Source organism: Saccharopolyspora pogona (assembly GCF_014697215.1).
Classification (GTDB): Bacteria; Actinomycetota; Actinomycetes; order Mycobacteriales; family Pseudonocardiaceae; genus Saccharopolyspora; species Saccharopolyspora hattusasensis.
Window position 1 is genome coordinate 4,842,670 of record NZ_CP031142.1, and the last position, 11,863, is coordinate 4,854,532.

Annotated in this window: 11 protein-coding genes and 2 pseudogenes; 7 read left to right on the forward strand and 6 right to left on the reverse strand. The window is 66.2% G+C overall.

Annotation, left to right across the window (positions count from 1 at the left end):
* The first annotated feature begins 823 nt into the window (after positions 1-823).
* Positions 824-1,921: an IS630 family transposase gene (locus DL519_RS22120; protein WP_190817617.1), complete on the forward strand. Its 1,098-nt coding sequence runs from the start codon at positions 824-826 to the stop codon at positions 1,919-1,921.
* 96 nt (positions 1,922-2,017) lie between these two features.
* Here DL519_RS22120 and DL519_RS22125 read toward each other — a convergent pair whose 3' ends face one another.
* A complete protein-coding gene (locus DL519_RS22125; RefSeq protein WP_190817619.1) occupies positions 2,018-5,107 on the reverse strand; it encodes a discoidin domain-containing protein in 3,090 nt (1,029 codons plus the stop codon).
* Between the two features lie 464 nt (positions 5,108-5,571).
* Here DL519_RS22125 and DL519_RS22130 point away from each other — a divergent pair, with 464 nt between their 5' ends.
* Positions 5,572-6,192 carry a DUF2520 domain-containing protein gene (locus DL519_RS22130; protein WP_190817621.1) on the forward strand — a complete coding sequence of 207 codons (621 nt, stop codon included), beginning with the start codon at positions 5,572-5,574 and terminating at the stop codon, positions 6,190-6,192.
* Between the two features lie 9 nt (positions 6,193-6,201).
* A complete protein-coding gene (locus DL519_RS50245) occupies positions 6,202-6,498 on the forward strand; it encodes a pantoate--beta-alanine ligase (protein ID WP_190817623.1) in 297 nt (98 codons plus the stop codon).
* Here the strand turns inward: DL519_RS50245 and DL519_RS22140 are convergent.
* Positions 6,400-7,440: an IS630 family transposase gene (locus DL519_RS22140; RefSeq protein ID WP_190812838.1), complete on the reverse strand. Its 1,041-nt coding sequence runs from the start codon at positions 7,438-7,440 to the stop codon at positions 6,400-6,402. The two genes, DL519_RS50245 and DL519_RS22140, sit on opposite strands and share 99 nt — an antisense overlap.
* 35 nt (positions 7,441-7,475) lie before the next feature.
* On the opposite strand from DL519_RS22140, the pseudogene DL519_RS47000 reads away from it, so the two are divergent.
* A pseudogene (locus DL519_RS47000) lies at positions 7,476-8,197 on the forward strand (pantoate--beta-alanine ligase).
* Between the two features lie 46 nt (positions 8,198-8,243).
* On the opposite strand, the gene DL519_RS22155 reads toward DL519_RS47000, so the two are convergent.
* Positions 8,244-8,813, reverse strand: coding sequence for an NADPH-dependent FMN reductase (locus DL519_RS22155; RefSeq protein ID WP_190817625.1), 570 nt, complete (start codon positions 8,811-8,813; stop codon positions 8,244-8,246).
* Between the two features lie 70 nt (positions 8,814-8,883).
* Complete coding sequence (locus tag DL519_RS22160; RefSeq protein ID WP_190817627.1) at positions 8,884-9,027, reverse strand: hypothetical protein; 144 nt, start codon at positions 9,025-9,027, stop codon at positions 8,884-8,886.
* A gap of 167 nt (positions 9,028-9,194) precedes the next feature.
* Between DL519_RS22160 and DL519_RS22165 the strand changes: the two genes are divergently transcribed.
* The 3 genes and pseudogenes from DL519_RS22165 to DL519_RS50250 all read left to right on the forward strand — a co-directional run.
* Positions 9,195-9,950 (forward strand): hypothetical protein, encoded by a 756-nt coding sequence (locus DL519_RS22165; RefSeq protein ID WP_190817629.1) that lies wholly within the window; start codon positions 9,195-9,197, stop codon positions 9,948-9,950.
* Positions 9,951-10,251: 301 nt separating this feature from the next.
* Positions 10,252-10,458 (forward strand): helix-turn-helix domain-containing protein, encoded by a 207-nt coding sequence (locus DL519_RS22170; RefSeq protein WP_190824150.1) that lies wholly within the window; start codon positions 10,252-10,254, stop codon positions 10,456-10,458.
* A gap of 183 nt (positions 10,459-10,641) precedes the next feature.
* Positions 10,642-10,740: pseudogene (locus DL519_RS50250) on the forward strand (hypothetical protein); the annotation flags it as partial.
* A 171-nt stretch (positions 10,741-10,911) separates the two neighbouring features.
* Here the strand turns inward: DL519_RS50250 and DL519_RS22180 are convergent.
* Together DL519_RS22180 and DL519_RS22185 are read right to left on the reverse strand one after the other, a co-directional pair.
* Positions 10,912-11,232, reverse strand: a complete 321-nt coding sequence (locus DL519_RS22180; protein ID WP_190817630.1) for a VOC family protein — start codon at positions 11,230-11,232, stop codon at positions 10,912-10,914.
* A 78-nt stretch (positions 11,233-11,310) separates the two neighbouring features.
* Positions 11,311-11,760, reverse strand: coding sequence for an Lrp/AsnC family transcriptional regulator (locus tag DL519_RS22185; RefSeq protein ID WP_190817632.1), 450 nt, complete (start codon positions 11,758-11,760; stop codon positions 11,311-11,313).
* Positions 11,761-11,863 lie beyond the last annotated feature (103 nt).

Sequence of the window (11,863 nt, forward strand, 5' to 3'; positions counted from 1 at the left end):
CAAACTCGTTTCGCGTGGCGGTGCGGGTAGCGGAACCTCAGGCGACGGCTGAGGTTCCGCGGCAGCGCAAGCTGCGAAGGTGAGCCAAGCGCCTCCGGCGTTTCAAAGACGAAGAACAGACCCGTGAGTGTTTTTGGTTGCTATAGAGGCTGCTTGAGACTCGTTACGCGTGCCAGTGAACGGCGGCTCTACGGCAGTGGATGACGATTTCGCGCGAAATCGCCGCTGGCCGCTCGTGGGTGGCGACGATTTCGCGCGTTAATGATACTGGTCACTGGTCGGGGCGTTTGAGCAGGTCACAGTGTGTCCACACTGGACACAACGTGCAGTGTGTGCGCACAACTTCCGACGATTTCGCGCGTTAATGATACTGGTCACTGGTCGGGGCGTTTGAGCAGGTCACAGTGTGTCCACACTGGACACAACGTGCAGTGTGTGCGCACAACTTCCGCGCACGCTCTGGACGCCCCGCCGGGGGCCGCTCCCGTGCGACATGGCCCACGTGTGCGCCGACCCCCAACCGGGAGGGTCAACACAGTGGCCACCGCCAGCACCCGCAAGCGCGCCCGTCGCACCCTCAGATACCGCCGACACGCCCACAACGCCGTACGTGGCCGGTGTCGAACGGCCTCATTTTCATCGCAAGACCGATCCAGACAAATCGTGCAGGACTGAGATCACCATAGGCGGCCGGAAAGACGGTCGCCGACCGAATCAGCCCACCCTGAGCCTCGAAGTTCGAGGCGCCTGCTTGACTTTTCCCGAAAAACACCAGCCACCTACTAGTGTGTCGCGCCGAAAATTGGCGCGCTAAGTCGTTACGATGGTTGCTGTGTCTCGAACTGGGCGTCCGAAAGCGGAGTTGGTGTTGACCGATGCCGAGCGTGGGCAGTTGATCCGGTGGTCGCGGCGGGCGAAGTCGTCGCAGGCCCTGGCGTTGCGGTCGCGGATCGTGCTGGCGTGTGCGGAGCCGGGGATGACCAACAAGCAGGTCGCCGCTGATCTGCGGATATCGGCGAACACTGTGAACAAGTGGCGGCGACGGTTCGTGGACAAGCGGTTGGAGGGCTTGGTCGACGAGCCTCGGCCGGGTCGGCCGCCCTCGATCCTGTTGGACAAGGTCGAGGAGGTGATCACCGCGACGCTGGAAGAGAAGCCGAAGAACGCGACGCACTGGACGCGTAAGTCGATGGCGGAGAAGTCGGGGTTGTCCAAATCCACGATCGGACGAATCTGGCAGAAGTTCGAGCTCAAACCGCATCTGGTCGACAGGTTCAAGCTGTCGAGCGATCCGTTGTTCGTGGAGAAGGTCGTCGATGTTGTTGGCCTGTACCACAATCCGCCGGAGAAGGCGGTGGTGTTGTGCGTGGATGAGAAGTCGGGCATGCAGGCGCTGGATCGGTCCCAGCCGGTGCTGCCGGCGATGCCCGGGATGCCGGAACGTCGCAGCCATGACTACGTCCGCCACGGTGTGACCAGTCTGTTCGCGGCGTTCGACATCGCCGATGGCACGGTGATCTCCGAGATCCACCGGCGGCGTCGGGCGGTGGAGTTCAAGAAGTTCCTGGTCACCATCGACAAGACCGTTCCCGCTGAGTTGGACGTATATCTGGTGTGCGACAACCTGTCCACTCACAAGACGCCCGCCATCAACGCATGGCTGGCCAGGCATCCGCGTTTCCATATGCATTTCACTCCCACCGGTTCGTCCTGGATTAACCAGGTCGAGCGCTGGTTTGGCTTCCTCACCGATCAACTCCTTCGTCGCGGCGTCCACAAAAGCGTTGCGGCGCTGGAGAAAGACGTCCGGGAGTGGATCAAGGGCTGGAACGAGGATCCGAAGCCGTTCGTCTGGAAGAAGACCGCGGAGGAGATCCTTGACTCCCTCGCACGATATATCTCACGGATTTCCGGCGCGTGACACTAGTCACCCGCACCGAGGGCGTGTCCGTCTCGTATCGCTATGTCGCGAATTGTCCAGGAGCTCGGCTATCCCCGGACGAGGCCGACCACATGATCAACCGAACCCTGCTGGCCGCACCCTCATCCTGGTGAGTTCGGCGTCCCCGGCATGACCGCCGTGTACCCGGATCGCCACGTAGCGCGCGGCACCGGCCAAGCGCACTGTCGTGCTCCTGCGGGAGGTCGGTGGGGGCGCTGGCGTGTATGTACGCCCGTCGGTGCTCGTTTCGACGGTGACGGCGGGCGGCAGCCCGTCGGTCCACGTCAGTTCGACCTCACCGAGCTGCCAGACCGCGCCGAGGTCGACGACCATCCGGCCGTCGGGGCCCGGGTGCCAGGAGGTCCGCTCGTCGCCGTCGACCGCTGCGCTCGGTGCGGACATCCCCGGGGGCAGCGGTTCGGTCGGGAACGTTGTGGCCCCCAGGGCGAGATCATCCAGTGGGTAGGGCCGGGTGTTGCGGGCCTTGATCGTCACCGTGCGGCGTCCCGGCACCGCCACGTGGCGCGGTGGCTCGCCGGCGGGCTGCACCTGGAGGCGCAGTGGCGGTCCGGCGGGTGCCGTGAGCCGGAGTGTCGCGCCGTCGGCGACGGTCGCCTGTAGGCCGGCGGGCAGATGCGGCCCTGCGGCGGCGCGCACGGTAAACCAAGCCGGTTCGACCCGTCCTTCCGCTTCGGCCAACGACATCGTGAGTTCACTGCCGGCCTTCGTGATCACCTGAACGCCACGGTAGAGCGAGACGGCGCCTCCGGCCTCGGGCAGTACGACGGTCCCGCGCACCGCCGAGCCGGACAGATTGAGCATGACGAGGTATCCGTCGACCACGGAAGTGCGCACCGCGGCGACACTGGATGTCGGACTCGGCGCCGTCGCCGCAGTGGCCAGGGTGCGCGGATCCGGGTGGCATTCGACTTGCAGGGGTGCCGCGCTGCCGTCGGAGAGCAGGATCTGGTCACCGGTGACGGTGATCGGGTTCGGGGAACCGGTCACGACGAACCCGGCACGCCCATCGACGTTGAGCCAGTCTCCGTTGGTGCTGACCGCCGGTCGCGGGTAGATCGCCGCAGCGGTCCAGGTATCCCCGTCCTGCGAGGTCTCGATGCGGTACCACCGTCCGGCCGCAGCCTCCCACACGATTTTGACGCGGTCGAACCGCTGTGCCGAGCCAAGATCGACGGCGAGCCAGCTGTCGGCGCACGGGCGATCGGCCGTGGCGACCGCCCATCGCGTGGTCGCATCGCCGTCGGTCGCGTACTTCGCTTCCTTGCCTGGCGACGCTGACGAGGCGAACGCGGTACCCGCGCGGGCAAGGTCGGTCCCGTCGGCGCCGTCGCGCACTTCGAAGGACAACACCGAATAGCCGTACGCCGGATCCGGTAGCACGCCGAGCATCCGGACGTAGCGTGCCGTGACCGCAGGGAAAGCGACCTCGTCGGTCCGGCCGCCGCCGGGCGGGGGTGCGGGAGCGGCCGGGACGGTCACGGTCCCCTCGGCGGTGTGGTAAGTACGTTTACCGTTCAGTCCCGGAATGCCAGGCATGTCGAGGTTGTAGACCGACACGACGCCCTCGCCCGAGGCCAAGCCGGTCGTCGCGTATACCGCGGCGCCCGAGGGCAGCGTGGCGAAACCGGCGTATCCGTTGTCGAACTTCAGCACCGCTGCGGTCGCGTCGAAACCGTCCCGCACCTTCGTCCAGGTCGCGGCGTTCCGCTTCAGTGTCTTGAGCGCCGTCGACGGCAAGAGCATCGGCGTCGCACCGCTTACGACGAACAGCCAGTCGTCGTGATGGGGCTGCCAGGCGAACTTGACGAAGCCCGGCTTGCTCACCGCCGCCGTCCACGCGGAAGACGTTCGGTGCGCCATCAATCCGGGCCCCTCACCGAAATCGTTCACGCCTATCGCGTACGCGTCGAACTCGGCCTGGCTCACCGCCTGCACCGGGCCACTGTGACTCGCGCGCCACTCGTGCAGCAGGTAGCTGATCGCGATTTCCGCGCGGGCCTCTGGCTCGTACTTCGGCTCACCGGAGAACTTCGTGATGCGATCGGCCGGCGGGTACGCCTGGTAGGGCTCGAGCCGCTCGGCAAGCTGCACCTCGGCGCGTGCGGCGTAACGGTCGCCGAGGACTTGGGCGCGGAAGGCGAGCGGAAGGACGTCGCGACCGTAAAGATGCTCGCGGTCCGCCACCATCGGCATCAACGGTTCGCCCGCGTCGCTGGCCATCAGCAGCATGGTGTGCCACAGCCGCTCGCCGTTCGGCTGTGCGGTGAGTACCTCCGGCAGCGGCTGCCCCGCGAGCAGGAAATGCATCGCGTTGCGCCCGGAGGTGCGCCACAGCTCCTCCTGATAGTGCGGGCCGAACGAACCGTGGTTCTCGACCAGGAACGTGTCGTACAGGTTCTCGGCGGTGTTGGCCGAGATCGGCACGCCGTCCACCACACACGGGTTGGCCAGGTCCGCGACGGGCAGGCTCGTCTCGTTGCGTGTCCACTTACCAAACCACTCACGCCACGCCACGGCTTGCGGGTCATTCGGCGCCCAAGCGATTCCCGGGGTCAGTGCCTGGGCGTAGACGCCCATCTCCTCTAACTTGGTGTCCCCGACGTGCCCACCGGACAATCCGAGTGGCGTCCAGCCACCCGACAGCGGGTCGTCACCTGAGCCCAGCCCCGCCGTATAGACCGCTTGGCCGATCGCGATCTTGTCTAGGTTCGCCCTTGTAGCATCGTCCAGATCACTCCACAGTAGACGACCGGCGAGCTGGAAATAAGACTGGAACGTCGTGTCGAAGTACAGCCGGCGCCCCCACTCGGTGCCGCCGTTGATCACGTTCGATGCGGCGAAGTGGCGGATCGTGTCGACGGTGTGCCGGTGCAGCATCTCCCGCTCGACCCCAGCGACCGTCGCGTCGTAGCCCTCCCTAGTCAGCAGGACGGCGTTGCCGAGAACCACGGCGAACGTGAAGTCCTTGGCAGGGTAGATTCCCGCGGCCCGGTCGAACTGTCGCTCGGCCCAGCGCGTGTGCCGCAGCAACACCCTCAGGTAAGTTGCCGCCACGTCGTCCGAGGCGCCCTGGCGCTGCGAAACGATCGGCTGCGCGGCCACGGCCCGCGCCCAGGCCGTCGGCGTCACCAATCCGGCGGCCACGAGCGCAAGTCCACCTGCGCCGGACGCCTGGAGAATCCGTCGGCGAGAGTGCTCAATACTCAATGCTCTCCACCCCGTTGACAACGCTGTCAGCGACGATTACTTGATTCTGGTTCGTTCCGGCGCGGAGAAGCAATGCCGCAGGGCAAACCTGTCCGTTTTCGGACAACCGCACTACCGGCCGGGGACGATCTGCGCGACCCGAACCCTGGCGCCGGCCATGGGCGAACCTGGCATTCCGCTGAGGTTCCAGCCAGGATTCGTGGGCGAATCCTGGCGCTGACGCTGGCGAGCCCGCCGGATGAGACGGGCCTGTCGCATTGGTCGAACCGGCAGATGGCCGGCTATATCAAGCGCACCGAGGACGTGGTCGTGTCTCACAAGTATGTAGCGAAACTGTGGCGTGATAACGGGTTGCGACCGCACTGGCAGGGCACGTTCAAGGTCCGCAAGGATCCCGCTGAGTGCCGGAGATCCGGATGTTCGTCATGCTTTCACTAAGAGAAACCGGAGAAAGTGAAAATCCGATAGCTGCTGGACTCGAACAAGGCATCGTGGTCGGGCATTGCTCGGGGGCGACCGGCCTGGCTGCGCTGGGGGCGCACGAGGGGTTCTCCTTGCATCCGCTGATGAGGATAACGAATGCCGCGCCTGCTCGGTTTGCGGGTTGTGCGGCGGCGATCGCGGGTACGACAGAGCGCGCCTTGGGCGTTTCCCGAAAGTTGGCCGTGCTGTTGGGAATGCGGCCGATCACGGTCTCAGAAGGGGATCGGGCCGCGTACCACGCTGCGGCGTCGGTGGCGGCGAACTTCGTCGTCACGGTGTTGGGCATGGCCGAAGACGTCGCAGCGACCGCCGGAGTTGGCCGCGAGGCTTTCTTGCCCCTGGTGGAAGCGGCTGTCCAGAACTGGGGGCAATTCGGATCCCGACAATCGTTGACCGGACCGATCGTACGCGGAGACAAGGTGACAGTCGCTCGCCAGCGTTCCTCGATCGGACAGCGGTGCCCGCAGTTGTTGGGACTGTTCGACGCACTTGTCGAGGCAACCAGAGACCTGGCTTGCACATCGTCGGCACAGAAATGAGTACGCAACATGAAGTTAGTGCGCACGATCGCTGAGATCCGGGACTTCGTGAGAGAAGCACGGGCCAAGGGATGCCGTGTCGGTTTCGTTCCCACCATGGGCGCGTTCCACGCTGGGCATGAATCCCTGATGCAGGCTGCGGGGCGCGAGTGCGACGTAGTGGTCGTTTCCCTGTTCGTTATTGATCCGGGTGGCAAATGTGTGATGTTAGGCGGCGTAGCGAACTTCGGGTTTGCCGAAGTAGGAGCGAACTCGGTCGGGCAGCTTCTGGAGCCGGTGGAGGAAGGAGCGGACCGCTTGTTTTAACTCGGCGCGGGTTTTGGGGGCTGTGCTGGTGGAAACGGTGCGTTTGAGGTCGGCATTGAGTAGCTCGTCGGGGTTGAGTTCGGGGCTGTATCCCGGCAGGAAGTGCATCGCGATCGCCTCAGCGTGCTTGGTGATCCATTGCTGGATAGTCTTGCGGCGGTGGACGGGGTGTCCGTCAACGATCAGGTGGACCTTGCGGTCCAGATGGCGGGTCAGCCGGTCCAGGAACGACAGGAACACCTTGCCGTTGAACGAGCCGGTGTAGACGGTGAAGTACAGCTCGCCTTTGTTCCCGATCGCGCACATCGCGTTCACGCTGAATCGTTTACCCGTTTTGCCCACCACCGGTGTCTGGCCCGCCGGTGCCCAGGTGCGGGCCACGGTGGCGTCGGAGCGGATCCCGGTCTGATCCAGCCACAGGATCAGTGCGCCCTCGCGGCGGGCGCGGGCGGCGATGGCCAGGTAGTCCTCCTCCAGCCATCGGCGTACGGACTCGGGGTCCTGTTCGTAGGCCTTGCGGATCGGTTTCTGCGGCGACAATCCCCAGGAACGCAGGTAGTTGCCGACGGTGCGCAGGTTCAACACGATGCCGTGGCGCACCCGGATCAGCTCGGCCACTGTCTTGCGGGTCCACACCAGGCCGGCCAGCCCGAACGTGGCCGGGGTGTGCTCGGCCACCGCATACCGCAGCTTGCGCTGCCGGCGGGCACTCAACGCTTTCTGCTCGCCGGACTTGCGACCCCGGCGACGCCCGGTGAGACCCTTCGAGCCACGTTTCCGCCACGCCTGCACCCATCTGGACACCGACTGCGGGGCCACCGCGAACACCCGGGCCGCCTCGACCTGACTCATCCCACCATGAACAGCAGCGACCACCCTGCGCCGCAAATCCTCCTGCGCCTCAGGCGACAACCTCCGCGCGTCCCGCACACCAGCGATCATGCCAGAACAACGAAGATCACACCTATAAGTTCCCGATCAATAACCCTGCCCAGTTCACCGGTGCCGCCGATTTCAACGGTTATCCTCGCGACGAGCAGCGGGACGCGGCGATCGCCGCCGGCCATGGCGTCGACGCTCTGTTCGCCCCGAAGTCCAGGAAATCTACCCGGACAAGTTCGCGACCACCGTGAGTGTCGGCGGGCGACTCGTCGAAATGCTGGAGCGGACGGGACTGAGCAAGGACGGTCAACTGACCGGCATGTGCACCATCATCATGAAGTTTTTCAACATCGTGCAACCGGACATCGTGTTCTTCGGCGAGAAGGATCTGCCCCACTGGGTCGCTGTGGAGCGCATGGTCAGAGACCTGAATCTTCCAGCTGCCGTCAAGGTACTCGTGTTGAGCGATGACGAGCGTGATCAGCTCCATCGATGGTCTCAGGGGGCTTCGCGGATGGCCGTGCGGGCGCGGATTGTGTTGCGCTGTGCGGAATCTGGGGTGGTGTACGAGCAGGTCGCTGCCGAGCTCGCCGGCCGGCGTGGTGTAGGTGGTGCCGACTTCCGGCGTCGGGCGGGACCAGCGGGCCTCGAACGACAGGCCGTCGCGCAGCACCACCGCACGACCGTCCCCGACGGTCTCGGCGAATGGCGACGGGGCGGGCGGCAGCCGGGGCGGGCGCACGAAGGGTCGACACATCTTTACCCAGCTCCCCGAACAGTTGGGCCCTCCACGACGAAGTCGTCCGCTGCCGGGTAGCTTCGCGCGCCCCGGCAGCCTCGACAAGGGGCCGACTGGCCGAGAATCATCGGTACGGACGCCGGATCCGCGCCTCCTTCGCCGCGTGCGCCCACCAGATGACCTGGTCCAGCATCAACTTGGCCGCGCCCGCCGGGCCCGTGTCGTCCTTGGGGCTACCAGACTCATCGAAGCAGTCGTGGACGCCGTGGAAGCTAACGGTTTCGCGCACGGTCACCGCGTGCAGCTCCGCGAAGACCTGGCGGAGCTGCTCGACCGCCCGCAGGCCACCCGAAATCCCGCCGTAGGAGACGAATCCGACCGGTTTGGTCTGCCACTCCGCGTGCGCGGAGTCGATGGCGTACTTCAGCGATGCCGGATAGCCGTGGTTGTACTCCGGGGTGACCACCACGAACGCGTCCGAGACGGCCAGCCGGGCGGTGTAGGCCAGCAGTTCCGGGGTGAGGTCGGCCGGGTGCACCGACGGCAGGTCGAGCTCGGCGAGGTCGATGACGTCGACCTCCAGCCCCGGGTGCTGCCTCGCCAGGTCGGCGAACCAACCGGAAACCGTCCCGGCGAAGCGGCCCTCCCTGGTGCTGCCGACGATGATCCCCAAGCGCAACACGTCTTCGGACATTTTCGTTTTCCCTCCACGATGAACGGCTTGCTCAATCATCCTGGAACCTCCATATTACTCGAAGTCAAGCTCATTCATCCACAGTGGATTCGCGCTTCACCCCGAGCGCGTCGAACTCCGCCGCGCTGAGCGCCACGTCGAGGTCGCGCAGCGTGGATTCCAGCCGCTCGGCGGAGATCTTGGTGACTTCGACATCACCGGTGGCGCGCTCCACCGTGAGCTCGTCACCGACCAGGGAGTTTGCTGCTGGGCCTGGTGCTGCTCGGCTTCCTGATCCGCTTCCGCACCCCGCGGGCGCAACGCAGAAACGCCTGATCAGCGGTATCTCGTCGCACTGTTGGGCCTTACTCGACGCGCTTCGCGGTGGCTAGCTTCGAATGCATGAGCGAATTACCACAGGCAGGCGGGCGCGAGCAGGAGTACTGGTTCGACGGTGACTACGCCCAGTTGATCGACGCGTTGCGGCAAGGTGCCGAGCTGGCGGACATCGCCGCGGAGTTGCAGCGCAGTGTCGGCGCTGTCGAGGGCAGGCTCAAGTACCTGATCCCGGGCGATGCCGTGCGCGGCGCGCGGGCTCGGGAAAGTTGGTTGCGCACGAAACTCGCCGACGAACCCGACTACGACTGGCGCGCCGTCGCGCTGCGGAACTACGCCGCCGAGGAACGGCGGTACTGGACCGCGACCGACGAACGCGAGCTCATCGCGGGCTGGCGGCGGCGAACGTTCCTGCCGGCGCTCGCGGAACAGCTGCGCGCTTCGGATTTCCAGGTGGCGCGGCAACTCTGCCGTCTCGGCTTGGCCGCGTCGGTGACCGAGGTCGTCGAGCACCTCGGTGCCGCGCCGGGCAGCACCACCGAGGTCCGCGCCCGGATGAACGCCGACCGGGCCGCGGCGGCGGTGTGGGTGCTCGTGGTGGACGGCGAAGGCACACGCATCCCGCTGTTCGACGGCCAACGTCGGCACATCTCGCTGCACGCCAGCTTCGACGACGCGCAACAGCGCCTGGACCAGCTGCTCCGCCAGGCCGGTCGCCGCAACCGCGGGGAACTCCGCTGGAGCCTCGCGGAGCGGACCCTCGGCGAGGACACCTACGGCGCCACCCACCACGACCTGACCCGGCCACCGGTCGCGAGCTGACCGCAGCGGTTGCCGGTTGCGGCCACGCTTCCCCCAGAAACGTGACCGCTCCCGGACCTCACCCCGGTTTCCCGCAAGCGGTTAACCCGGCGACGCCAACATCCTCGCGGCCAGCGGCTCGACTCGGCAAGGAGATCGCGTCGGGATGGGACGCCGGGACGAAACACCGCCTCCTACCTGTAGGAACGACAGCATCTGGGACATCCCATCCCCGCCCGGGATGATCGAGTGGAACACTTCCGGTCCCACGACGTCGAGGACGACGAGGGGCGGGCGTGACGCGACCTGAAACACCGAAGCACTGGCGGGCGCGCTCAACCAACTGAAACGCCGCAGCGGCTACAGCGACGAGCAGATCGGCAACCGCGCGCATCCCGGCCGGTCGACCGTGCACCGGTACTGCAGCGGGCAGAGCGTGGCGGCCAGCTTCGGCACCGTCGAGGAGATCGCCAAGATCTGCGGCGCCGACCGCGACGAGTTGTCCAGGCTCTACCGGCTGTGGGAGTAGGTGAATTCGGCAAGCCCGAAGGCGCAATCCGAAGCGGATCCCACCGAGCCGGGCACCGAGGCCGACGAGGAAACCGAGCCTTCCGCCGCCGCGCCGATCAACCCGGACCCGGTCCCGCCCGCGTTCGTGGGGGCGACGAAGAACAGCTCGACCGGGGTGATGCCCGACTTCCCGCTCGGCTCGATGCGCCTGTGGGATTCGAAGACCCGCTGGCAGAAGCTGGAACCGGAACGCGGCCGGTTCGACTGGACGACGCTGGACACGCTGCTCTCGGGCGCGGAATCCGCCAACCTGCCGGTGGTGCTGACCTTCGGCGGGACCCCGGGCTGGGCGGCGCCGAACGGCCAGCTGACGCCGTACAAGGGCGATTCCCGGACCGACCCGCCCGACGATCTGCGAATGGGACCACTTCGTGCGCACGGTGGTCGCGCACTCCAAGGGCCGTATCGAGTCCTACGAGATCTGGGACATCGGAAATCCGCCGTTCTTCAACGGCACCGTGGAGACGCTGGTGGCCATGACCCGCGTCGCAGGCCAGGCGATCCGCGAGGTGGACCCGGACGCCAAGGCGGAGCCCAGATCGTCGGCTGCGGGCAGGGTTCCCGGGCGGAACTGCCCGACAACGTGTGGCTTGAGCCTTCCGGCAGCTCGGCGCTCCCAGCGGCCGATGCGGTTGCCGTCCAGGTCCCGGACGACGGCCATCTTGCCGAGCCCGGGGATCTTCCAGGCCGGTACCGCGCACTCACCGCCGAGCCGTTCGGCCCGGTCGACCACCGCAAGAACACCCGTGAGCGCTATTGGGTGCTATGGCACCCAAAAACACTCACGGGTGTTCTTCCTGGAAACAGCCTCCTAGCGGCGGCCGCGTTGCCAGGAGTCGAGCGCTATCAGGGTCTTGGTGCTGGTGACCCGGTGGCTACGGCGGATCTCGTCAATGGTGCGCTGCAGGTGCGCCATGTCGCGGACGCGCAGCCACACCAGCGCGTCGGGGTCGCCCGCGATGGTGAACACCGCCTGCGCCTCGGGCATTCGGGTCGTCGTCTGGATGATCTCGTCCACTCCGCTGGTGCCCAGGAACCGCAGCTCGATGAACGCTTCCACGCCCGAACCAAGCTTCGCGTGATCCACCTGCACGGTGTAGCCGAGGATCACCCCGATCTCCTGCAGCCGGTCGATCCGCCGCTTCACGGCCGCCGTGGACAGCGTCACCCGGGTCGCGATGTCCGACAGCGTCCGCCGCGCGTCCTCGCGCAGCAGGGCCAGGATTTCGTGATCTGTCGCATCGAGCGTCGCTTCGGCCATGGGCAGCGATGGTACGCAAAATTCGGGCGCGCAAAAGCCCCTGAACCGCCGATGTTTGCGTGCTGACCATCGTTTCGGGTCGCGGTGTTGTGCGCCACGCCCA

What these genes read in the sequence shown, in the direction of transcription:
- DL519_RS22185 (WP_190817632.1), bottom strand. Translation starts at nt 11,760, where the DNA reads ATGGCCGAAGCGACGCTCGATGCGACAGATCACGAAATCCTGGCCCTG.
- DL519_RS50245 (WP_190817623.1), top strand. Translation starts at nt 6,202, where the DNA reads ATGAAGTTAGTGCGCACGATCGCTGAGATCCGGGACTTCGTGAGAGAA.
- DL519_RS22155 (WP_190817625.1), bottom strand. Translation starts at nt 8,813, where the DNA reads ATGTCCGAAGACGTGTTGCGCTTGGGGATCATCGTCGGCAGCACCAGG.
- DL519_RS22165 (WP_190817629.1), top strand. Translation starts at nt 9,195, where the DNA reads ATGAGCGAATTACCACAGGCAGGCGGGCGCGAGCAGGAGTACTGGTTC.
- DL519_RS22120 (WP_190817617.1), top strand. Translation starts at nt 824, where the DNA reads ATGGTTGCTGTGTCTCGAACTGGGCGTCCGAAAGCGGAGTTGGTGTTG.
- DL519_RS22140 (WP_190812838.1), bottom strand. Translation starts at nt 7,440, where the DNA reads ATGATCGCTGGTGTGCGGGACGCGCGGAGGTTGTCGCCTGAGGCGCAG.